Origin of the sequence: Mesorhizobium sp. M0491, from assembly GCF_040321265.1 — a bacterium.
GTDB lineage: Bacteria > Pseudomonadota > Alphaproteobacteria > Rhizobiales > Rhizobiaceae > Mesorhizobium.
Window position 1 is genome coordinate 17,499 of the sequence record NZ_JAMYRE010000017.1, and the last position, 22,467, is coordinate 39,965.

Here is a 22,467-nt window from a genome sequence, read left to right on the forward strand (position 1 = left end):
CAAAACCATGAAAGCGGTGCGGCTGGAAGCAGTGGGCGGCATCACGCTGCGCGACGTCGACATGCCTGACATCGGTGCGGATGAGCTACTGGTGCGCATCGAAGCCTGCGGCGTCTGCGGAACGGATCGGCATCTGTTTCACGGCGAATTTCCGTGCACGCCGCCGGTGACGCCCGGCCATGAGTTCTCCGGCATCGTCGAGGCGATCGGAAAATCGGTCTCGGGTTTTGCCATCGGCGATCGTGTCACCGGCGACCCCAACATCGCCTGCGGGCGCTGCGCGCGTTGTCACGCGGGACAAGTCAATCTCTGCAGCAATCTGCGCGCCATCGGCATTCATCGCGACGGCGGCTTTGCCGAATACCTTGCCTTGCCGCAGAAGCAGGCTTTCGTCCTGCCTGCCGGCCTGAACCCCATGCACGGTGCCTTCTGCGAGCCGCTCGGCTGTTGCCTGCATGGCGTCGACCTTGCCGGGATCAAACCGGGCAGTTCGGTGGTCGTGCTTGGCGGCGGCGTGATCGGCCTGCTCACCGTGCAGCTGGCAAGATTGGCGGGAGCCACGACCATCATTCTGTCGACCAGGCAAGCTTCGCGGCGCGCGCTCGCCGAGGACCTCGGCGCGACGGTGACGATCGATCCAACCGCCGCCGATGTCATCGATGCCATCGCCGGACCGGCGGGGCTGGTGCCAGGCGGTGTCGACGTCGTCTTCGAATGCGCGGGCGTGCGCGAGACCGTCGAGCAGTCCATGCGGCTGGCCCGCGCCGGCGGCACCGTCGTCATCGTCGGCGTGACGCCACAAGGCATGAAGGCGGAATTCGAGCCGTTCGACCTGTTGTTCCGCGAACTGAGGGTGCTCGGTTCCTTCCTCAATCCCTACACCCACCGCCGCGCCGCCGAAATGATCGCTTCCGGTGCGATCGAGATCGACAGGCTGATCTCCAGGCAGGTGTCGCTTGAAGAAGCGCCAGCGGTGATCGCCAATCCGCCGGCGCCCGGCGAGGTCAAGGTTCTGGTGGTGCCGCGCCTAGGCTGAACCGCCGGCTTCGCCTCCCGGGATATACAGAAAAGCTCCCTGAGTGTTCCGCCCAGAGAGCTTTTGAGCAGAAGTCCGGCCGACTACAGCTTGCCGTTGCGCTGCTGGACCATCATGAAGGTGTCGTAATTGTATTCGGCCACCTGCGCCCAGAGATAATGCTCCTTGCGGAAGCCCTTGATCGATTCCCAGATCTTCTTGAACGGCGCGTTGGAGGCTTCCATTTCGGTATAGACCTCGTTGGCCTTTTCGAAGCAGGCGGCCATGATCTCCTGGCTGAACGGGCGCAGTTTCGCGCCGCCAGCCACCAGCCGCTTCACCGCCGCAGGGTTCAGATAATCGTATTTCTGCAGCATGTTGGCGTCGGCCGCCTGTGCGGCAGTGCGCAGCAGCGACTTGTACGTCGGCGAAAGTTCTTCGTACTTCGCCTTGTTGAACATCAGGTGGACGGTCGGACCGCCCTCCCACCAGCCGGGATAGTAATAATAGGGCGCGACCTTATAGAAGCCGAGCTTCTCGTCGTCATAGGGACCAACCCATTCGGCCGCGTCGATGGTGCCTTTCTCCAGCGCGGGATAGATATCACCGCCGGCGATCTGCTGCGGCACGACGCCAAGCTTCTGCACCACCTTGCCGGCAAAACCGCCGATTCGCATCTTGAGGCCGGAAAGGTCGGCCACCGTGTTGATTTCCTTGCGGAACCAGCCACCCATCTGGACGCCGGTGTTGCCGCCCGGCAGGCCGAAAAGGCCCTGCGTGGCGAGAAACTCGTTGAACAGGTCGATGCCGCCGCCATGGTAATGCCAGGCATTCATGCCGCGTGCGTTGAGCGAAAAGGGAACCGCCGCACCGAGCGCCCATGTCGGGTCCTTGCCCCAGTAATAATATGCCACCGTATGGCAGGCCTCGACCGTGCCGGCCGTGGTGGCGTCGGCGGCCTGCAGGCCAGGCACCAGCTCACCGGCAGCAAAAACCTGGATCTGGAAATTGCCGTCGGTGGCTTCCGACAGCATCTTCGAGAACACCTCGGCGCCGCCATAGATGGTATCGAGCGACTTCGGGAAGGACGACGCCAGCCGCCATGTCACCTTGGGATTGGACTGGGCGATGGCAGGCGCCGCCAGCGTGGCCGCCGCCGCCGCGGCACCGACGCCGGTGACACCGGCCTTGCGAATGAATGAACGACGATCCATGAACTTCCTCCCTTTTGGATCAACAGGCCGACGTCAGGAAATCCTCGGTTTCCCTGTCGGTTCGTTCGAGACAATACACGGGCAAGAAGTCGAGTCCAGCAGGCCGACCCGATTTGACGGCGAAGCCCAGCTACCCTGCAACTATAGTCTAACAGGCCATTTCGTGGCCCATGCGACACGTTGAAACTTGGCATGGAAAAATGCCCGGCGATGGCCTATTTTGCAGGCAGGACATCCTTGCCCAGATGGAACATAGAGCCAAAATGCACCAGCCGCTCGTCGCCATATCGACCGACGTCCGTCAGTTCGACAACTACACCTGGCATGCAGCCCCACAACAATATCTGGAAGCGGCGATCACCGGCGCCGGCGTGTTTCCGGTGCTGGTGCCATCGTTCGGCGACCGGCTCGATTTCGACGAACTTCTGTCGTCGGTCGACGGCGTCATGGTCACCGGCTCGAAATCCAATGTGCACCCCTCGCTTTATGGCGGCGACGCCAGCGAAGCCAATGGCCCCTATGATCCGGCGCGCGACGCCACGACGCTGCCGCTCATCCGGCGGGCGATCGAACGCGGCGTGCCGCTGCTCGCCATCTGCCGCGGCATCCAGGAATTGAACGTGGCGCTGGGCGGCACGCTCGGCACCGAGATCCAGGAGCGCGAGGGTTCGCTCGACCACCGCGCACCGGTGAGCGACAAGCAGGACGAACGCTTCGCCATCCACCAGACCATTTCTATCAAACCCGACAGTTGCCTGGCCGGTGTGTTCGGTGCCGGCGACATCAAGGTCAATTCGTTGCACCGCCAGGCGATCGACCGGCTCGGCTCGAAGCTGCAGATAGAGGCCGTCGCCAGCGACGGCACAGTCGAGGCGGTTTCGGTGCGCGACGCCCGCGCCTTCGCCGTCGGCGTGCAATGGCATCCGGAATACTGGGTCAAGTCGGACAGCAATTCGGTGAAGATATTCCGTGCCTTCGGCGATGCGGTTCGGCTGCACGCCGCAGCGAAGGCTGGCGCACGGGCCGCAGCGGAATAATCAGTCGCCAGATTTCTTATCGCCTATGGCCGCCAGCGACAGCAGCGGCAGCGCCGGGGCATAGGATTCGTAGCCGTCGCCGTCGGCAGTCGCGAAGGTGACGATCGGATCGACGCCGTTGGCGCTGAAGGCGACCGTGCCGTCGTTTTGCTCGCGCCAGAACTTCGCCTGCTCTATGCCCGGCAAGAGCCGGCGGCATTTCGGAGCAACGGTGAGCAGCGACAAACCGTCCGAAATTTCAGCCCCGCGGCTGACTGCACAGACCGCCTCATCGCCATTGGCGACCAGCCTGTAGCTGTTGGACAGGGCGGCCTCGTTGGCCACGCTTTCCACGCTGCCGCCATGAAACAGCTGAATGCCACCAAACAGCGCTGCGGCAGCGATCAATGCGGAAAGTGCTTTCATCATTCTTCATCCACGTACACGGATAGGTTGAAGAATGATTCCAAAGGGTTAAGCTGACGTTAATAAGTGAGGCAGCCTCAAGCTCGCGCCTTGACTTCCGCCGTCTCGGGCACCGGGGTCAGCGGACGGCGCTCGGTGAACCAGGAGACCAGATTGTCGACGCAGAGATCCGCCATGGCGCGGCGGGTATGGTCCGAGGCCGAGCCGACATGCGGCAGTAGCGAGGTGTTGGGCGCATCGAGCAGCGCCTTGGGCACGTTCGGTTCGTCGGCAAAGACGTCGAGGCCGGCGGCGGCGATGGTGCCGGTGACAAGGGCTGCCGCAAGCGCTGCTTCGTCGACAGTGCTGCCACGGCCGATGTTGACGAAGACGCCGTTGGCGCCAAGCGCCGACAGGATCTCGGCATTGACCGCCTTCTCCGTCGAGGCTCCCCCCGGCGCCACCGAAATCAGCGTATCGACGGCTTCTGCAAGCCCTTTCAGGGTCGCATGATACTGGTAGGAAAGACCTTCGACACGGCGCCGGTTGTGGTAGGCGACCGGCAAGCCAAAAGCTTCCAGACGCCGGGCGATGGCCTGCCCGATGCGGCCCATGCCGAAAATACCCACACTGCGCCCGCGCAAGGTCAGCCGGCTCAGCGGATAGTTGCCCTTGCGCACCCAGCTGCCGTCACGCAACCAGGTTTCGGCGCGCGGCAAGTCGCGGATGGTGTTGATCAGCAGCCCGATCGTGGTGTCGGCGACCTCCTCGGTCAACACGTCGGGCGTGTTGGTGACCATGATGTTCTTCGCTCGGGCATGGACGACATCGACCGAATCATAGCCGACGCCGAAGGAGGCGATGAGTTCGAGGTTGGGCAATGCATCCATCATCGCCGCGTCGATGCCGGCAAACGAAGCGATGCCGCGCACATCACTGCGCATCTCGTCAGTGACGAGCGCCGGATCGGCGCGTTCGATTCTGACACGCCTGAACGTGCGGTTGATGCGGTCGACCGCATGGTCGTTGAAATCGCCCGGCACCAGGATGGCGACGGATTGCAGCTGTTCGGCCTTGGTCATACACGCTCCACCGGCTTGCCGGTCGACTGACGCACATGCAGTTCCGGCTTGATCAATTCCTGCGAGGGCCGCACCGTCTGGCCGTTGAGCTTGTCGAGCAGCGCGCTGGCGGCGCGGCGGCCAACCTCGCGCTGGCCGTTCCAGACAGTGGTCAGCGCCGGCGTCGCGATCGCCGCTTCCTCAAGGTCATCATAGCCGGTAACGGAGATGTCTACGCCGGGCACAAGGCCGGCACGGGCAATGCCGTTCATCAGGCCGATGGCGACAAGGTCGTTCCAGCAGCAGGCAGCCGTCGGTCTGTCCTTCAGCGCCAGGAACTGTCCGGCGGCCTCGAAGCCGGCCTGCTTGGTGCGTGGGCCGGCGATGCGCCATGACGGCCTGACTTCCAGCCCGGCCGCCTCCATCGCGTTGACATAGCCCTGGTAGCGGTCACGGCCGGTCGAGGTCTGGTCGGTGCCGCCGATCATGGCGATGCGCTTGTGGCCGAGCGAGATCAGATGGTTGGTGGCGAGGCCTGTCCCATAAGAGTCGTCGCCGCGAAACACCGGCACGTCGGCACCCTCGACGGTGCGCGCGATCAGCACAGCGGGGAGGCCGTTCTCCTCGGCCATCAGGATGTCGGAAGCCGGCGTGCCTATCGCCGGCGACATGATGACGCCGTCGGCGCCGAGCTGCAAAAGCGTATCGATAAAGGTGCGCTGCTTTTCGAGCTGATCATAATGATTGGACAGGATGAAGGTCTGCCGGCTGCGGTCGAGCTCGCTTTCGATCGAGCGCAGGATCTCGGCGAAGAATGGGTTCATGATGTCGTGGACGACGACGCCGACAATGCCGGAACGCGAGGTGCGCAGGCTGGCGGCGCGTCGGTTGTAGATATAGCCGATGGCGCGGGCATGTTCCTTGATGCGGTCACGGGTGGTCCCGGCAACCAGAGGGCTGTCGCGCAGCGCCAGCGAGACCGTGGCCGTGGACACGCCGAGCGCATCCGCGATCGTCGAAAGCTTGATTTTTTGTGCCAGCGACGTGTGCTCCCCGGACCTGAACTTCCAGACCTAAACTGTTTAAAGGCGGCGTTATGCCACCGATCGGGGGCAAATCAAAGTTTTTTTGCCAACGCTTCGGCCTCGACATCCGAGGCCGCGCGGCTCCGCAGCCGAAGCCTATGCTCGCGATGGACGATGTAGAGACCGCTGGCGACGATGATGGCGGCGCCGACCAATGTCCAGCGGTCGGGAAACTGCTTGAAGACGATCCAGCCGGAAATGATCATCCACACCATCTGCGAATAGGGATAGGGCGCCAAAGCCGTGGTTGTCGCCAGCCGGTAGGCCTGGACCAGCAGCCAGTGACCGACGCCGCCGAACACGCCGAGCATCAGCAGCACGAACCAGTGCCAGCCATCATGCGGCAGGGAAAACGAAAACGGCAGCAGGGGCAACAGCAGCAGCGCCGGCGCCAGCGCCGAAAACAGGATGAGGCTCTCCGATGTCTCGGTCGCCGACATGCGGCGCGTCATGATGACGTAGAAGCAGTTCGACAGCATCGAGCCGAGCGCGAAGAGATGTCCGATGCCGAAAACGCCGACGCCCGGCCGGGTGATGATGAGGACGCCGGCAAAGGCCGCCAGGATCGCCAGCCAGCGCCGCCAGCCGGCCCACTCGCCAAGCAGCGGACCGGCCAGCGCCGTGATCACCATCGGCCCGAAGAAATAGATCGAGGTTGTCTCGGCCAGTTGCAGGGATTTGAGCGCCAGGACATTGAATATGGTCGATCCGAACAGGAACGCGCCACGCAAGATATGCGCCGGCAGGTTGACCGGACGAAACCGCACCGGTTCGCGCCAGCCGCGCAGCAGCGCGCCGACCAGCACCACATGCACGGCAAAGCGCACCCAGGCAACGACCAGCACGGAAACGCCGGCAAGGACGAGGTATTTGCTTGATGTGTCGAGGAAGGTGAAGCAGACATAGGTGGAAAGCATGCACAGGATCGCCACCGGGGGCGTCGCGCTTTCTACATGTCTTTGGGGAGCACTCACTTGCAGGCCGGGTGGGAAGCTGGGCTGAAGCCCACCTTTGCGGGAATTGCCGGCTCCCGGCAAGGCAATTGTCGCCAGCCCCGAGGTGAAAGCCTGCTGGCACAACAAGAGCCGCCGGCAGGCGTAGTGCCTTGGCTAGGCGTGCATGCGGGCGCCCTTGGTGATTTTATCGACCAGCTTCTTGTCGGCGCGAAGCGCGATCCCGACCACCTTGGCGTCTTCAGGCGCGAATTCGGCGAAGACGGCACGGTTAGCCGCGTCAAAGCCGGTCGAAAACATCTCCTCGACATAGAGCGAGGTGGTCACGCCGCGCTCTAGTGTGCGCCGGTGGATGGCGCCCAACGTTGCCTGGTCGGCGGACAAAACGATGACCGGCTGGATCGACAGCGGGTTGTAGAGATTGCCGGCGCGGTCGCGATAGGGTTCACCGATGATATCGGGAAACTGCGCGACGATGCCGCTGGTCAGGAAAGCGGTGACGTTGAGTTTCTGCCAGACCGGCAGATCTTCCCCGAGCACGATTGCAAATTTCGTATCGAACATGAGACATTGGCCATTCGGTTGTGCCCCAATGCGAGGCTGAAGGAGACGATGTCGCACGATCTAGACAGCCAGGCTTTCAAGGGTCTTGGACGTTTGTGCGTCGATGCGGCGGAAAACCGTATCATCTCCGCCCCCGATCCCGCAGGCATGGAGCGGATCGAGGCGCGCTTCCGTGGCAGCGCGTTCGACCTGCATCGCCACGACACCTATGCGATCGGGGTGACGCTGCACGGTGTGCAGACGTTTCGCTATCTCGGCGCTGCGCGCCACAGCCTTCCGGGACAGATCATCGTTCTGCATCCCGACGAGTTGCATGACGGCGGCGCCGGCACCGAGGACGGCCTGCGCTACCGAATGCTCTATCTGGAGCCGTCGCTGATGCTCGGCTGCCTTGGCGGCGCTTCGCTGCCTTTTGTCAGGGATGGCGTGGTGACGGACGCCGCCTTTTGCGCAACGCTGCTTTCGGCGCTGGGTCCGCTGGAGCAGGAACTCGACGAGTTGTTCGTCGACGACTTCCTGACGCAACTGATGCAAAGCCTGATCCGGCATGGCGGCCAGTCGGCGAAGCCGATGACCAGGACGGCGTGGCGGGCGGCTGCGCTAGCACGCGACTATCTTACGGAAAACCTGACCCGGCCGGTGCGCTCCGGTGAACTGGAAGCGGTAACCGGGCTCGACCGCTATGCCTTGTCGCGGCACTTCCGCGCCGCTTTCTCGACCAGTCCGCATCGCTTCCTGGTGATGCGCCGGCTTCAGCGCGCGCGGCGGATGATCGCCGCCGGCGAACCGTTGGCACAGATCGCAGTCGAAGCCGGCTTCAGCGACCAGAGCCATTTTATCAGGCAATTCAAGAAGGCATTCGGCATGACACCGGGACGCTGGTCGTCGCTGATCCAGGGCTCTGCCGCGGCGGCTTGATCGCCTGCCGCGACAATCTGCCGGTCAGTCGTCCGACTCGGCGTCGTCGTCGATGAGCACCAGTTCCTCGTTCGAGAGGTTGGCCTCGATGCGGGCAAGCAGTTTGAACAGCGACTTCTGGTCCTTCTTGTCGAGGCCCTTCAGCGCCTGCTTTTCGGTCTTCTTCACCGATTTCTCGATGGCGTGGATGATGTCGCGGCCTGTATCGGTGAGGAAGATATGGGCCTGGCGGGCATCAGCCTCCGAGGCGCGCTTCTCCAGGAAACCCTGGGCCTGCAGCCGGTTGATGGTCTTGGTGATCGTCGGCGGGCGCACGCCGAGGCGTCCGGCAAGATTGCCCGGCGTCTGACCGTCTTCACGGTCGAGCGCCAGCATGATCTGGTCCTGGCCGGCATAGAAGCCGTGCGCCAGAAGCCGGGCAGCCAGCGCCGTTCTTGCCAGCCTTGCCGCCGAATGCAGCCGGCTCATTGTTGCAGTCTTGTCCGCCTTGGCCATGGTCATCCCTCTTCGGCCGTACCGGTGCGGGCAGCATAGAGGCAGCCGGCCGGTTGGCAATCGACGATCAAAAAGATTCCGGTGCTTCAAACAGCTTTGCCGGCAAGCATTGTGGTGTCCGCCGTGGCTAATGCCAGATGTTTATTTCAGTTAGATGACAAACGAATTCCCAGCCGGAGTTTTCGTCGCGAGCAGGGTGGTGGAGTGACCGCCGCTCAGCCGGGCTTCACCGCTACGATCATCAGCGCCTGATAGGCATCCTCCAGTTCGCGCAGCGCAGCCTGCGATTGCGGTCCGGCCCGCCTGGCGATGCCGTCCGCGGCATTCGAGGTGTCGCGCTTGCCGGGTCGGTCATTGTAGGGCGCGACTGTGGTGAATATCTGCTCGCTGAGGCTGTCGGGGAAGAACAACTGTCCGGTCATCACCGAACTGTCGTTAGGGAAGATCTTGAAATGGATATGGGTGGTGCGGCCGCGATACCAGCCGGGATAGATGGTGGCGAAGGAAACGATGCCGCTTGCATCGGTCTTCTGCCAACCACGCAGGAAGGTCCGGCCCGACGTGTCGACGTCGCGGTCGTCACCCTGTCTGGGATAGCCGGAATAGGCGCCTTGCGCGTCGCAATGCCAGATGTCGACGCGGGCGCCGGCAAGTGGGCGGCAGTCCGCGTCGACAACCTGCAGCCGAACGCCAAGGGCTATGCCCTTCTTGCCTTCGGTGACGTCCGCACGTTCGAGTTTCGGGTCGAAATAGAACGGCCCCTCGGTCACTTCAGGCGTAATGGTGCAGACACCGGCGCCGTTTTCGAACAAGGCCAGTCCGGCATAGGGTAAAGTCTGGTCTGCTATCGCGGCGGCGGGCAGGAAGGCACCACCGCCGGCGGTGACCGCGATCAAACCGAGCGCCTGGCGCCGGCTCATTGAGAAGGAGGATGGCTTGCCGGACATATCTTGCCTCTCGAATTGGCCTCTCGTATCCTGATCTAGGCGGTCACAGCGGCTCTCGCCAATGAAAATTCAGCAATGTCGGCAAGCCGGTTTGGCCCATAGGTTTGCCCCGTGCAAAAGCCCGGCACACACCCTATATGGAGCCGACATTCCCTTTTTCTCAGGCCGAATTTTCGAGGCCAGCACTTTCGAGGCAAGCCATGAGCGACGCACAGACGCAGATCCCCGTAACCGTTCTCACCGGCTATCTCGGCGCCGGCAAGACGACGCTGCTCAACCGCATCCTGTCGGAAAACCACGGCAAGCGCTACGCCGTTATCGTCAACGAATTCGGCGAAATCGGCATCGACAATGATCTGATCGTGGAATCCGATGAGGAAATCTACGAGATGAACAATGGCTGCATCTGCTGCACGGTGCGCGGCGACCTGATCCGTGTCGTCGAGGGCCTGATGCGCCGGCCAGGCCGCTTCGACGCCATCGTGGTCGAGACCACCGGGCTCGCCGATCCGGTGCCGGTGGCGCAGACCTTCTTCATGGACGACGACGTGCGCTCCAAGACCAGGCTTGACGCGGTGGTGGCGCTGGTCGACGCCAAGCATCTGCCGTTACGGCTCAAGGATTCCAGGGAAGCCGAGGACCAGATCGCCTTCGCCGACGTCGTCGTGCTCAACAAGACCGACCTCGTCACATCAGAAGAACTCGCCAAGGTCGAGGCAACGATCCGCGCCATCAATCCGGCGGCGAAGATCCATCGCACGACGCGAGCCGGCGTCGCGCTGACCGAGGTGCTAGACCGCGGCGCCTTCGACCTGTCCAGGGCGCTGGAAAACGACCCGCATTTCCTCGAGGCGCATGACGATCACGATCATCATGACCACGATCATGACGGTCACGATCACCACCACCACGATCATGACGGGCACCACCATCACGCTCATGCTTCAGATATCCATGACGTGACGGTGCAGTCGGTGTCGCTGCGCGGCGGCGAGATGGACCCGAAGAAATTCTTCCCCTGGATCGAGAAGATCACCCAGATGGAAGGCCCCAACATCCTGCGGCTGAAAGGCATCATCGCGCTCAAGGGCGACGACGAACGCTATGTCATCCAGGGCGTGCACATGATCATCGAGGGCGATCACCAGCGCGCCTGGAAGGACGGCGAGAAGCATGAGAGCCGGCTAGTGTTCATCGGCCGTGAACTCGACGCCGAGCGGCTGAAGAAGAGCTTTGACGCCTGCCAGGCCTAGGTCCTTCGTAGCGCTGCTCGTTGCGGGTTGAATATCTCTTCATGTACACATATCATGTGTACATGATATTAGCGGCGAGGAGTGACCTATGCCTAGATCAGCCGACAACAAGACCGAGCGCTACCAAATCCGCATTCCGCCTGAGCAGAAGGCGATGATCTCCCGCGCCGCAGCGCTGTCGCACAAGGACATGGCCGACTTTATCCTCGACAAGGTCGTGCCCGAGGCGCAGGCCGTAATAGAGGCAGCGGAGGTGACGAAGGTGTCGGGTCGCGATTTCTCACGCATCCTCGATCTACTGGAACACCCGCCAAGACCCAACGCCAAGCTCAAGGCCGCGATCGCCGCCTTGCCGGACACTCTGTGACGCTTCCGTCCTGGCATGAAGAACCGATTGCGAGACGTCACGATCGGGCTTCCTTCGATTGCGGCGACGCGCAAATGAACGATTTTCTGCGGCGGTTCGCGCGACAGAGCCACGATCAGAATGCAGCCAAGACCTTCTGTGCGATTGATGACGCGGCTTCGGAGCGTATCCTTGGGTTCTATACGATCGCACCGTCTGCAGTCGCCCATGAAACCGTGCCCGAAGCCATGACGAGAGGCTTGGCGCGACACGAGGTTTCCGGTTTCAAGCTTGCACGGCTCGCGACCGACCGCACCGTCGCAGGGCAAGGGCTCGGCGGTCAGTTGCTTGCTGCCGCGGCGTTGCGCTGCCTACGGCTTGCCGGCGAGGGCGGCGGCATCCTACTCATCATCGATGCCAAGAGCGAGCGGGCGGCAAGGTGGTATGCCAGTTATGGCGCCGAGCCCCTCCAAGGATCGGATTTGACCCTGGTGATGCCCCTGGCGACGTTCGCAACCGATCTGCGGGAGAGAGGGCTGCTTTGACAACCGCCTCTCGCGACTTGCCTAACCTCATGGTTGCCGGAACCGCAAACGTCGAGTAAGCCGCCCGGGCTGTCTCTACAATCTCGTCCAGGTGAATAAGAATAGTCATGCCCACAGTCGCCCCGCTTGATCTCGAAGGCCATTGCATCGCCGCCGTCTTTCTCGGTGACGTGCCGCATTTCGCGATGGCCGACGGCGTCGTCCATCGGCTCGACCATGGCCACAAGACAGTTCAGGCCAATGACGGGCTGCTGGCCGCCTTCCATGATGCGGCCAACGACCGGCTGATCACCGGCGGCGAGGACGGCAAGGTGTTTGCCGTGAAAGCGGGCGGCGAGGCCACGGAATTGGCAAGCGCCGCCAGGAAGTGGATCACCAGCGTTGCCGCCGGGCCGCAAGGCGCCATCGCCTATGCCTCAGGCAAGACCGCCTTCGTGCGCTTCGCCGACGGCAAGACCAGGGAATTCACCCATCCGCGTTCGGTCGAGGGCCTGGCCTTCTCGCCCAAGGGCATGCGCTTCGGCGTTGCCCGCTACAATGGCGCGACGCTGCATTTCCCCGCCGCCGAGGGCAAGCCGGTGGAACTCGAATGGGCCGGTGCCCACACCGGCGTCACCTTCTCGCCGGATGGCGCCTTCCTCGTCACCACCATGCAGGAAAACGCGCTGCACGGCTGGAAGCTCGCCGACGGCAAGCACATGCGCATGACCGGCTATCCCGGCAAGGTGAAAAGCCTGTCGTGGAGCGTGAAGGGCAAGTGGCTGGCGAGTTCCGGCGCGCCGGCGGCGATCGTCTGGCCGTTTTCGGGCAAGGATGGGCCGATGGGCAAGGCGCCGCTGGAACTCGGCACGCGAGGCAACGCCATGGTGACGGCTGTCGCCTGCCATCCGAGCCAGGATGTCGTCGCCATAGGCTATGATGACGGCATGGTGATGGCGGTGCGTTTTGCCGACGCCAAGGAAGTGCTGTTGCGACGGCCGGGCAAGGGCTCCATCACCTCGATGATGTGGGACAAGGAAGAACGCCGTGTCGCCTTCGGCAGTGCCGCCGGCGATTGCGGCGTCATCGACATCACGGCCTGACCCCGCTCACTCCGCTCCACACGACACTTTGCCGCTGATTTCAACCGGTTTGCCGTCCTGGTCCGTATCCGCCGCGGCGTCGTAGATGGAGAGCGTATAGCTCCCGTCATAGACGCCTTCGTCGCTGGTCTTGGTCAGGATCGTCAGTTCGATCGAGTTGATCTTTTGCGCGGCCTCGTGCTCACGATAGATGTTCAGCCGCAATTCCTTGCCGTCGAGCCAGTACTGCGTCAGGTTGGAATCCTCGAACACGGTCTTGCGCAGGCTGTCGCCGGCAGGCCGGCTCAGAATTTCGAGGTTGCCGCGAAAGTTGAAGGTCGGCCCGCCCATGCCTCTGGTGACGCCTGCCTCGACCTCGAATGTCGCCGCCGTGTCCTCGGTGGAGCACCAGATGCCGCCCGACGCAAAGGCAGCGCCAGCCGACGACAGAAGCATTGCCACACACATGATCGTTCTCATTTTGCCCCTCCACCTCAAATCCCGCTCATATTGGCGCTGACTTCGGCAGCACGGTCAAGCGCCGCTGCCAAAGGCTGAGCCAACGCAGGACAGATGCGCGGCCAATTGCGGATGCGGACACGGATTGGCTAAGAGGGATCGACCAGAGGGGTTTTCATGCACAGCGATATGTCCAAGACGTCCATCGGCGGCATCGGCCGCGACCGCATTGCCGATTTGCGCGAAACCGAGGGGGCAGCCTTCCGCAAGGCGCGGCCAAAATCGCAAGCCAAGATCGGCAACGGCCTGCCCGGCTTCTTCGGCGGAGTCCCGATGCACTGGATGAACGATTGGCCGACGCCGTTCCCGATCCTGGTTGACAACGCCAGGGGCGCGACGATCACCGACATCGACGGAAACAAGCTCGACGATTTCTGCCTTGGAGACACCGGCTCGATGTTCGGCCATTCGCCGCCACCGGTGGCACGCGCCATCCGCCGCCAGGCCGGACGCGGCCTGACCTATATGCTGCCTTCGGAAGATGCGCTGGCCATAGGGCCGCTGCTGCAGCAGCGCTTCGGCCTGCCGTTCTGGCAGATCGCGACGACGGCGACCGACGCCAACCGCTTTGCGCTGCGTGTTGCCCGTGCCGTCACCGGCCGCGAAAAAATCCTGGTCTTCAACGGCTGCTATCATGGCTCGGTCGACGAGACGATGGTGCGGCTGATCGACGGCAAGCCCGTCAACCGGCCGGGATTGGCGGGCGAGTTCCGCGACCTGACCCGCACGGCCAAGGTCATCGAGTTCAACGATATTTCAGCACTCGAAGCCGCGCTTGGGGATAAGGACGTCGCCTGCGTCATCGCCGAGCCGGTACTGACCAATTCCTGCATGGTGCTGGCCGATCCGGGTTACCATGACGCCCTGCGCAAACTGACACGCCAAGCCGGCACGCTGCTTCTGATCGACGAGACGCACACGATCTCGACCGGCCCCGGCGGCTATACGAGGAAGTATGGCCTCGACCCGGACCTCTTCGTCCTGGGCAAGCCGATTGCCGGCGGTGTGCCGGCAAGTGTATGGGGCATGAGTGACGACGTCGCCTCGCGCTACGCAGATTACAACAGGACCAAGGAGCCGGGCTATTCCGGTATGGGAACGACGCTCTCGGCCAACCCGCTACAGTTCGCAGCGATGCGCGCCACGCTTGAAGAGGTGATGACGCCGGAGAATTATGACCGGATGGATCATCTGGCGCGGCGGCTCGATGCCGGGCTAACCGGCGTGATCGATCGCTATCGCCTGCCCTGGCATGTTTCGCGCGTCGGCGCTCGTGTCGAGTTCATCTGTGCGCCCGGTCCGCTGCGCAATGGCGCCGAGGCGGAAGTGGCGCATGCACCGGAACTGGAGGCTGCCATCCATGTCGCGCTGGTCAATCGCGGCGTGCTGATCGCACCTTTCCACAACATGATGCTGATCTCGCCGGCGACCACTGGGACCCAGGTCAACCGGCTGATCACCGCCTTCGGCGCGGTTGCGGCAAAGCTTGCGGCATGAGACAAGCGGCGATGGTCCACCCCAATGCCATGATGACCTCACCTTCGGGCTCGACGTCAGCCGAGGCGCAAGCCTTTCTCGACGCCCATCCCGAGATCGAAGCCTTCGATATCGTGCTGACCGACGCCAATGGCGTCGGCCGTGGCAAGATCGTGCGCCGGCATGAGCTGAAAAGCATCTTCGAGGGCGGCCGCCATATGCCGATCTCGATCCTCGGCCTCGACATCACCGGCGAGGATGTGCACGAGACCGGGCTGATCTGGACTACCGGCGACGGCGACCTACGCGCCTGGCCGATCCCCGGCACGCTGGTGCCGCTCTACGGCACGAGCCCGCCGCGCGGCCAGTTGCTGATGGCGATGTACATGCTCGACGGCCGGCCGATGTCGTCGGACCCCCGGCTGGCGCTGGCGCGGCAAGTCGACATCCTGGCGGCCAAGGGTCTCTATCCGGCCGGCGCCTTCGAGCTCGAATTCTTCCTGCTGGCCAATGAGCGCGACGCCGACGGCAAGGTGCAGCCGGCGCGCGCGGTTCTCGATGGCCGCGTCTCGGGCAAGACCGAAGTCTATTCCGTCGATCATCTGCACGGCATGGAGCCGCTGTTTTCCGACATCTATGCGGCGGCCAAGGCGCAAGGCATTCCGGCCGAGACGGTGATTTCCGAATATGCGCCCGGCCAGTACGAATTGACGCTGAACTACCGCAAGGACGTGATGCGGGCGGCCGACGACCTGGTCATGCTGAAGCGGCTGGTGCGGGCGCAGGCGCGCCGCCATGGCGTTACCGCCTGTTTCATGGCCAAGCCGATTGAGAAATATGCCGGCTCGGGCATGCATTTCCACGTCTCGCTGCAGGACAAGGCCGGAAGAAACGTCTTTGCCGAAGCCGGTGGCGAGAGCTGGTCGCTGCCGCTGCTGCAGGGGCTTGGTGGCCTCATCCAGACGATGGCGGAATCGATGCTGGTGTTTGCGCCGCACGCCAATTCCTGGCGGCGTTTCGTCTCGCAATCCTATGCGCCGGTGGCGCCGACCTGGGGCGTCAACAACCGCTCGGTGGCGCTACGCGTGCCGGCAGGCGACGCGAAGAACCGGCGCATCGAGCACCGCCCGTCCGGCGTCGACGCCAACCCTTATCTGATCGCCGCGACCGTGCTCGCCGGCATCATCAAGGGCATGGATGAAGGCCTCGATCCGGGCCCCGAAACGACCGGCAACGGCTATGAGGCAGCGGTCACGCGCACGACCATGCCTGTCGACTGGCGCGCCGCGATCGAAGCGGCGCGGACGTCCAGCTTCCTGAAGAACGCGCTCGGCGAGGACCTGCACCGGACCTTCGTGGCGATCAAACAGTCCGAGTATCTGCGGGTGGCACGCACGGTCAGCGAACTGGATTACCACCTCTATCTGCACGAGGTTTGATGGATTCATGATGGGCGGCGATCACTTTTTCGCCGCCTCCATCAAATGAGGTAGCGGATCTCCTGTTCAGAACATATCATGAACATATGAGCGCACTTACCGTCCGTGAAAAGCTGGCGATCCTCTCCGACGCCGCCAAATACGATGCCTCCTGCGCCTCTTCCGGTGCTGCAAAAAAGGATTCCTTGAAATCCGGCGGCATCGGCTCCACCGAAGGCATGGGCATCTGTCATTCCTACGCGCCGGATGGCCGCTGCATTTCCCTTCTCAAGATCCTGCTGACCAATTTCTGCATCTACGATTGCAGCTATTGCATCAACCGCTCGTCGTCCAATGTGCGGCGCGCCCGTTTCACCATCGAAGAGGTGGTGAAACTGACCATGGATTTCTACAGGCGCAACTATATCGAAGGCCTGTTCCTGTCCTCCGGCGTCGTCCGCTCACCGGACGAGACCATGGGCGAGATGGTCGAGGTGGCACGCCGGCTGCGCTTGGAGGAGAAGTTCTCCGGCTACATCCATCTGAAGACGATCCCGGAAAGTTCGGCGGAACTGGTCGAGAAGGCAGGGCTTTATGCCGACCGGCTGTCGATCAACGTTGAACTGCCGACCGATGAGGGCGTGAAGCGGCTGGCGCCCGAGAAGAAGCCGGAGACAATCCGGCTTTCCATGGCCAGGCTGCGCCAGAAGATGGAGGAGAAGGCTGAGCCGACTTTGAAGACCAAGAAGCGCGAACGCTTTGTGCCGGGCGGTCAGTCGACGCAGATGATCATCGGCGCCGACAAGACATCCGACGACGGCATCCTTCACACCAGCGCGCGGCTCTATGGCAGCTATCATCTGCGGCGCGTCTATTACTCGGCTTTCAGCCCCATTCCGGATTCGTCATCGTCGCTGCCCTTGCTGAAACCACCGCTGATGCGCGAGCACCGGCTCTATCAGGCCGACTGGCTGATGCGGTTCTATGGGTTTTCACAGCCGGAAATCCTTGCCGGGAGCAGCGACGGCATGCTCGATCTCGCCATAGACCCGAAGCTCGCCTGGGCGCTGCGCAACCGGGGACAGTTTCCGGTCGACATCAACCGCGCCGACCGCGAAGCGCTGCTGCGGGTGCCGGGTCTCGGCACCAAGGTGGTGGCGAAGATTTTGGAGACGCGCCGGCACCGGCGCATGCGGCTCGAGGACGTCGGACGGATCTGCCAGTCGGTCGCCAAGCTCAGGCCCTTCATCATCGCCGAAGGCTGGTCACCTGGTGCGCTGACCGGCAAGGCCGGCCTGCGCGACAGGATCGCCTACTCCTGCGAACAATTATCGTTGTTTTGATCATGCGGCCGGCGCAACTCGATCTCGCCAGATACAGAGTTCGGCTCGACAGCGAGACGGATTTTGCCGGCTGGCGTGACGCGGCACGGCGGCTCGCCCTGAATGAGGTCAGGCCCGAGGACGTCGGCTGGCATGTCGCGCCGGGCTCTGATCAGGCAGAATTGCCTGAAGTGCCTGCGGGCGCGCAGCTCGTCGTGCCGCGCGACTTCATCGGGCATGCCGAAACGGCGTTCTGCCATTCCGATTCCGGCCGGTTTGCCTTTCTCCACAGAGTGCTTTGGCGATTGCGCGACGAGCCTAAACTGCTGGAAATCGCGTCGGATCCCGACACCAGGCGGCTTGAGACCATGGAAAAGGCGGTGCGGCGCGACAGCCACAAGATGCACGCCTTCGTGCGCTTCCGAAAAATCGGCGACGGTGCCGATGAGCGCTATGTCGCCTGGTTCGAGCCGGATCATTTCATCGTCGAGCGCAACGCCGATTTCTTCGTCAGGCGTTTCACCGGCATGCGCTGGACGATCCTGACGCCCTATGCCTCCGCCGATTGGGATGGCGAAAGGCTGGCGATGGGGCCGGGTGCTGCCAAGGGCGATGCGCCTGATCAAGACGACACCGAGGCGCTCTGGCGGACTTATTTCGAGAACATCTTCAACCCGGCGCGGCTGAAGGTGAAGGCGATGCAAAGGGAGATGCCAAAGAAATATTGGCGGAACCTTCCCGAGGCCTCGCTCATTCCAGACATGATCGCAGGAGCGGACAAGGCCGCCAAGGACATGATTGCGAAGATGCCGACAACACCCGCGCCGCACCACGCAAAGGTGCAGGCACGGCATTGGCCGAAGCAACAGCCTGCCGAGACGGCGGAGGACGATGCCGCAAGCACGATTTCCGAGTTGCGTGAGGTAGCGAAAGGCTGCCGTCGCTGCCCGCTTTGGCGCGACGCGACGCAGACCGTCTTCGGTGAGGGCCCCGACAATGCCAAAGTGATCTTCGTCGGCGAACAGCCGGGGGATCAGGAGGATCTCGCCGGCAAACCTTTCGTTGGTCCGGCCGGCAAGGTGTTCGATGCGATCCTGGACGATGCCGGTGTCGATCGGCAAAAGGTCTATGTCACCAACGCAGTCAAGCACTTCAAGTTCGAGCCGCGCGGCAAGCGCCGCATCCACTCCAAGCCGAATTCCGGTGAGATTCAGGCCTGCCGCTGGTGGATCGACCAAGAATTCGAGCTGATCAAGCCTAACCTCGCCGTGGCACTCGGCGCGACAGCGGCGATGTCGCTGCTCGGCAAGGCGATCCCGGTGACAAAGATGCGCGGACAAGTGATCGAGCGCGAGGACGGATTGCGCGTGTTCATCACCATCCATCCCTCCTTCATCCTGCGCATCCACGATCGGGCGGACAAGGAAGCCGAACGCGAACGGTTCCTGCAGGATATGAAGCTGGTGAAGCGGCTGATGGCCGCCTGATCAGTTTTGTTTTTGCGCGATTCCAGACGGAAAACCGCTTCACACTTCCTGGAATTGCTTCAGCTACCTGATCAGAATTGCCCTGAGATCGTTGACATTCGTACCGGTCGGGCCGGGTACGAAAAGATCGCCAACCGCGTTGAAGGCCGTCCAGGCATTGTTGCCGGCAAGCATAGCCTTGGCGTCCACCCCGGCTGCGCGCATGCGCGATACGGTCGAGCCATCGGCGAAGGCGCCGGCATTGTCTTCCGAACCGTCGATGCCGTCGGTGTCGGCGGCCAGCGCGTGAATGCCGTCGACGCCATTGATGCCGATGGCGAAGGCCAGCAGGAATTCCGAATTGCGGCCGCCCTTGCCTTTTGCGCGCAGCGTCACGGTTGTCTCGCCGCCCGACAGGATCAGCACCGGCTTTTGAAATGGCCGGTTGCGCGTCGCCACTTCGCGCGCGATCGCGGCATGGACGCCGCCGACTTCGCGCGCTTCGCCCTCGATCGCATCGGAGAGGATGATGGCTTCAACGCCTTGCCGTTTCGCTTCCGCAACAGCCGCTTCGAGCGACACCCCGGCCGAAGCGATCAAATGCACCTCGTTGCGCGAAAAGCGCTCGTCATCCGGGCTTGGCGCATCGGCGGCCGGCGAATTGATATGCGCCATCACCGAGGCCGGCAGTTTCATGCCATAGGCCGATATCGAGGCCAGCGCGTCTGCGCGGCTGCCTGTATCCGGTACGGTTGGGCCGGAGGCGACCATTGCCGGATTGTCGCCGGGAATATCGGAGACGATCAGCGACACCACCCTGGCCGGCCATGCGGCCGCTGCCAGCCTGCCGCCCTTGATGGTGGAAAGGTGCTTGCGGATGGTGTTCATCGCCGCGATCGGCGCACCCGAGGCGAGCAGCGCCTCATTGACGGCGATCTCGTCGGCCAGCGTCAAGCCGCCGGCGGGCGACGGCAACAGCGCCGATCCGCCGCCGGAAATCAGCGCCACCACTAGGTCATCCTCAGTCAGCCCCTGGACCTTGGCGAGCAGGCGCCGCGAGGCTTCCAGACCGGCAGCGTCCGGCACCGGATGAGCCGCCTCGATGATCTCGATGCGCTCGCAGGTCGCGCCATAGCCATAGCGGGTGACGACCAGCCCTTCGATCGGGCCGGCCCACACTTTCTCGAACGCTGCCGCCATCTGCGCCGAGCCTTTGCCCGCGCCGATGACGATGGTACGGCCCTTTGGCTTGGCCGGCAGATGATCCCGGATGGTTCGTTCCGGATCGGCGGCGGCAACGGCGGCGTTGAAGATGGAGGTCAGGAAGGCCTTGGGATTGAGCACGGTCATTCGGCGTCCCGAGGCAATGCCAGGCCGCGCTTGTCGACGCCCAAATGATCGCCCAGCGCATCGACGACGACGCCGTGATCCTCGCGCTCCGGCAGTCCGGAGACGGCGATCACCCCGATGACGCCGGCGCCCTTGACGGTCACCGGAAAGCCACCGCCGGCCAGCACGTAGTCGGCAATATCCAGCCCTTCGCCGATCTTGAAGCTGCGGTCCGGGCGCTGCTGTTCCAACACCATACGATAGGTGCTTCTCAGGAACCGCTTGACCACATTGGTCTTGCGTCGCGCCCAGTCGGGATTGGAAGCATTCGAGCCCGGCAGCGCGACATAGAACAGCGGCCGGTCCCACAGCCTGATGTCGACTATGATGGGCAGTTTCTCGGCAATTGCACGATCGCGAATGGCGGAGCCGACTTTGAAAGCGACGGCCTCGTCGAAGGTGGCGAAGACAAGGGTCTCTTCCTGTCTCTTGATCAGAGCGATGTCGTCAGCAACGGCCATTTTCTTTCTCCGAAATCGTCACACGTCGTGTGTACGACAAGCTTCGCTCGGTCAAGCTTCCGTGGAGCGGCCCCCTCATCCGGCCGCTTCGCGGCCACCTTCTCCCCGGTGGGGAGAAGAGGAAAGCGTCGACGCTGGCGATCTCCTCTCCCCTCGGGGAGAGGTCGGATTGCCCCGAATTGCCCTCCGCAATTCAGTTGGCAATCCGGGTGAGGGGGTCTTACCCCGCGATCATATCGCTCTTCGCTGGCCGCCCCGCCACATAGACTTCGCGGACAGTGCGGTCGTCACCCAGCGTTTGCAGGAGAAACAGTTCCTGCGCCAGCGTCTCGACGGTCTCCATTCTGAGCCGCATCGCCGGTGTCGCCCCGGCGTCGAGCACGACGATGTCGGCATCGCTGCCTTCATCCAGCGTGCCGATCTTGTCCGCCACCGACAGTGCCTCGGCATTGCCGCGCGTCATCTGCCAGAAGGACTGGAGCGGGTTGAGCTTCTCGCCGTTCAGCGCGATCACCTTGTAGCCCTCGTCCATGGTGCGCAGCATGGAGTAGTTGGTGCCGCCGCCGACATCGGTGGCAGCTGCGATCCGGACCGGCTTGCCGCGGCGCCGGAAGCGCTGGTAGTCGAACAGGCCGGAACCGAGGAACAGGTTGGAGGTCGGGCAGAACACCGCCACCGAGCCACTGTCGGAAAGCGCATCCGCTTCGCGCTCCGAGAGATGGATGCAGTGCCCGAACAGGCTCTTTTTGCCCAACAGCCCGTAGTGCTCGTAAACGTCGGTATAGTCGCGCGACCACGGGTAGAGTTCCTGCGTGAAACCGATTTCGGCGTGGTTTTCCGACAGATGCGTCTGCATGTGCAGGTCGGGATGTTCGCGGCACAGCGTCCCGGCCATCTCCATCTGCTCCGGCGACGAGGTGATGGCGAAGCGCGGCGTGATGGCATAAAGCTGCCGTCCCTTGCCATGCCATTCCTTGATCAGCGCCTTCGTGTCGTCGTAACCCGATTGCGGTGTGTCGAGCACGCCGTCGGGCGCATTGCGATCCATCATCACCTTGCCGGCAATGTTGAGCATGTTGCGGTCATGCGACTCGGCGAAAAAGGCTTCGGCTGAAGCCTTGTGCACCGAGCAGTAGGCGGCGACCGTCGTTGTACCGTGGCGCACCATTTCGTCGAGGAACAGCCGCGCGATGCGGCGGCCGTGCTGGGCGTTGGCGAACTTCGTTTCCTCCGGAAAAGTGTAGGTTTTCAACCAGTCGAGCAGTTCTGCGCCATAGGAGGCGATGACCTGCATCTGCGGAAAATGCACATGGGCATCTATAAAGCCGGGCAGCAGCAGATGCGGCCGGTGGTCGATTTTCTTCGCCGTCTCGCCGGCCTGCTTTTCAACATCGGCATAGGTGCCCGCAGCGACGATCCGGCCGTCGCGGATCAGCAGGCCGCCATCCTCCTCGTAACGCCAGGCGGAATGATCGTCGATGGTCTGCGGCCAGCGCACGAAGGACAGCGTGCGGCCGCGCAGAAGTGTCGAGTTCATG

23 protein-coding genes are annotated in these 22,467 nt (G+C 63.0%); 11 read left to right on the top strand and 12 right to left on the bottom strand.

The genetic code is table 11. From position 1 onward, the window contains the following. The first annotated feature begins 7 nt into the window (after positions 1-7). On the top strand, positions 8-1,036 hold the full coding sequence (locus tag NKI69_RS21920) for a zinc-dependent alcohol dehydrogenase family protein (protein WP_352551316.1): 1,029 nt from the start codon (positions 8-10) through the stop codon (positions 1,034-1,036). A gap of 83 nt (positions 1,037-1,119) precedes the next feature. Here NKI69_RS21920 and NKI69_RS21925 read toward each other — a convergent pair whose 3' ends face one another. Then, positions 1,120-2,229, bottom strand: a complete 1,110-nt coding sequence (locus NKI69_RS21925; protein ID WP_127408373.1) for a TRAP transporter substrate-binding protein — start codon at positions 2,227-2,229, stop codon at positions 1,120-1,122. 263 nt (positions 2,230-2,492) lie between these two features. Here NKI69_RS21925 and NKI69_RS21930 point away from each other — a divergent pair, with 263 nt between their 5' ends. Further along, positions 2,493-3,266 carry a gamma-glutamyl-gamma-aminobutyrate hydrolase family protein gene (locus tag NKI69_RS21930; RefSeq protein WP_023813605.1) on the top strand — a complete coding sequence of 258 codons (774 nt, stop codon included), beginning with the start codon at positions 2,493-2,495 and terminating at the stop codon, positions 3,264-3,266. Here the strand turns inward: NKI69_RS21930 and NKI69_RS21935 are convergent, their stop codons facing one another. The 5 genes from NKI69_RS21935 to NKI69_RS21955 form a co-directional block, all read right to left on the bottom strand. Then, entirely contained in the window at positions 3,267-3,671 is a 405-nt protein-coding gene (locus NKI69_RS21935) for a hypothetical protein (RefSeq protein WP_032909483.1), read from the bottom strand. Between the two features lie 77 nt (positions 3,672-3,748). Next, a complete protein-coding gene (locus NKI69_RS21940) occupies positions 3,749-4,732 on the bottom strand; it encodes a 2-hydroxyacid dehydrogenase (protein WP_023813607.1) in 984 nt (327 codons plus the stop codon). Further along, on the bottom strand, positions 4,729-5,751 hold the full coding sequence (locus tag NKI69_RS21945) for a LacI family DNA-binding transcriptional regulator (RefSeq protein ID WP_128302785.1): 1,023 nt from the start codon (positions 5,749-5,751) through the stop codon (positions 4,729-4,731). The genes NKI69_RS21940 and NKI69_RS21945 overlap by 4 nt, the downstream gene beginning before the upstream one ends. Before the next feature lie 77 nt (positions 5,752-5,828). Next, complete coding sequence (locus NKI69_RS21950; RefSeq protein WP_032909476.1) at positions 5,829-6,713, bottom strand: DMT family transporter; 885 nt, start codon at positions 6,711-6,713, stop codon at positions 5,829-5,831. 192 nt (positions 6,714-6,905) lie between these two features. Then, on the bottom strand, positions 6,906-7,313 hold the full coding sequence (locus tag NKI69_RS21955) for a DUF2000 family protein (RefSeq protein WP_023813609.1): 408 nt from the start codon (positions 7,311-7,313) through the stop codon (positions 6,906-6,908). Between the two features lie 48 nt (positions 7,314-7,361). Here NKI69_RS21955 and NKI69_RS21960 point away from each other — a divergent pair, with 48 nt between their 5' ends. Continuing rightward, positions 7,362-8,231 (top strand): AraC family transcriptional regulator, encoded by an 870-nt coding sequence (locus NKI69_RS21960; protein ID WP_023813610.1) that lies wholly within the window; start codon positions 7,362-7,364, stop codon positions 8,229-8,231. Between the two features lie 24 nt (positions 8,232-8,255). On the opposite strand, the gene NKI69_RS21965 is transcribed toward NKI69_RS21960, so the two are convergent. Together NKI69_RS21965 and NKI69_RS21970 are read right to left on the bottom strand one after the other, a co-directional pair. Next, positions 8,256-8,726, bottom strand: coding sequence for a MarR family winged helix-turn-helix transcriptional regulator (locus NKI69_RS21965; protein WP_013528223.1), 471 nt, complete (start codon positions 8,724-8,726; stop codon positions 8,256-8,258). Positions 8,727-8,941: 215 nt separating this feature from the next. Next, complete coding sequence (locus tag NKI69_RS21970) at positions 8,942-9,673, bottom strand: intradiol ring-cleavage dioxygenase (RefSeq protein WP_023813611.1); 732 nt, start codon at positions 9,671-9,673, stop codon at positions 8,942-8,944. Between the two features lie 200 nt (positions 9,674-9,873). Between NKI69_RS21970 and NKI69_RS21975 the strand changes: the two genes are divergently transcribed. The 4 genes from NKI69_RS21975 to NKI69_RS21990 all read left to right on the top strand — a co-directional run bounded on the left by NKI69_RS21975 (position 9,874) and on the right by NKI69_RS21990 (position 12,899). Next, positions 9,874-10,926, top strand: a complete 1,053-nt coding sequence (locus NKI69_RS21975) for a CobW family GTP-binding protein (protein WP_023813612.1) — start codon at positions 9,874-9,876, stop codon at positions 10,924-10,926. 88 nt (positions 10,927-11,014) lie between these two features. Further along, positions 11,015-11,293, top strand: a complete 279-nt coding sequence (locus NKI69_RS21980) for a type II toxin-antitoxin system TacA family antitoxin (protein WP_023813613.1) — start codon at positions 11,015-11,017, stop codon at positions 11,291-11,293. Then, positions 11,290-11,817, top strand: a complete 528-nt coding sequence (locus NKI69_RS21985; protein WP_352442658.1) for a GNAT family N-acetyltransferase — start codon at positions 11,290-11,292, stop codon at positions 11,815-11,817. The genes NKI69_RS21980 and NKI69_RS21985 overlap by 4 nt, the downstream gene beginning before the upstream one ends. 107 nt (positions 11,818-11,924) lie before the next feature. Further along, positions 11,925-12,899 carry a WD40 repeat domain-containing protein gene (locus tag NKI69_RS21990; protein ID WP_023813614.1) on the top strand — a complete coding sequence of 325 codons (975 nt, stop codon included), beginning with the start codon at positions 11,925-11,927 and terminating at the stop codon, positions 12,897-12,899. 6 nt (positions 12,900-12,905) lie between these two features. On the opposite strand, the gene NKI69_RS21995 is transcribed toward NKI69_RS21990, so the two are convergent. Further along, the gene (locus NKI69_RS21995) at positions 12,906-13,358 is read right to left on the bottom strand and encodes a hypothetical protein (RefSeq protein ID WP_023813615.1); all 453 of its coding nucleotides are present in this window, start codon (positions 13,356-13,358) and stop codon (positions 12,906-12,908) included. Positions 13,359-13,514: 156 nt separating this feature from the next. Between NKI69_RS21995 and NKI69_RS22000 the strand changes: the two genes are divergently transcribed. The 4 genes from NKI69_RS22000 to NKI69_RS22015 all read left to right on the top strand — a co-directional run bounded on the left by NKI69_RS22000 (position 13,515) and on the right by NKI69_RS22015 (position 19,100). After that, a complete protein-coding gene (locus tag NKI69_RS22000) occupies positions 13,515-14,894 on the top strand; it encodes an aspartate aminotransferase family protein (protein ID WP_023813616.1) in 1,380 nt (459 codons plus the stop codon). Between the two features lie 32 nt (positions 14,895-14,926). After that, the gene (locus NKI69_RS22005) at positions 14,927-16,312 is read left to right on the top strand and encodes a glutamine synthetase family protein (RefSeq protein ID WP_031213699.1); all 1,386 of its coding nucleotides are present in this window, start codon (positions 14,927-14,929) and stop codon (positions 16,310-16,312) included. An 86-nt stretch (positions 16,313-16,398) separates the two neighbouring features. Next, the gene (locus tag NKI69_RS22010) at positions 16,399-17,634 is read left to right on the top strand and encodes a putative DNA modification/repair radical SAM protein (RefSeq protein WP_352722530.1); all 1,236 of its coding nucleotides are present in this window, start codon (positions 16,399-16,401) and stop codon (positions 17,632-17,634) included. Positions 17,635-17,636: 2 nt separating this feature from the next. Next, positions 17,637-19,100, top strand: coding sequence for a UdgX family uracil-DNA binding protein (locus tag NKI69_RS22015; protein ID WP_352722531.1), 1,464 nt, complete (start codon positions 17,637-17,639; stop codon positions 19,098-19,100). A gap of 63 nt (positions 19,101-19,163) precedes the next feature. On the opposite strand, the gene NKI69_RS22020 is transcribed toward NKI69_RS22015, so the two are convergent. The 3 genes from NKI69_RS22020 to guaD all read right to left on the bottom strand — a co-directional run bounded on the left by NKI69_RS22020 (position 19,164) and on the right by guaD (position 22,466). Further along, complete coding sequence (locus NKI69_RS22020) at positions 19,164-20,429, bottom strand: glycerate kinase type-2 family protein (protein ID WP_023813620.1); 1,266 nt, start codon at positions 20,427-20,429, stop codon at positions 19,164-19,166. Beyond that, a complete protein-coding gene (locus tag NKI69_RS22025; RefSeq protein WP_352722532.1) occupies positions 20,426-20,929 on the bottom strand; it encodes a heme-degrading domain-containing protein in 504 nt (167 codons plus the stop codon). The genes NKI69_RS22020 and NKI69_RS22025 overlap by 4 nt, the downstream gene beginning before the upstream one ends. A gap of 220 nt (positions 20,930-21,149) precedes the next feature. Further along, positions 21,150-22,466 (bottom strand): guanine deaminase, encoded by a 1,317-nt coding sequence (guaD, locus tag NKI69_RS22030; RefSeq protein WP_023813622.1) that lies wholly within the window; start codon positions 22,464-22,466, stop codon positions 21,150-21,152. Position 22,467 lies beyond the last annotated feature (1 nt).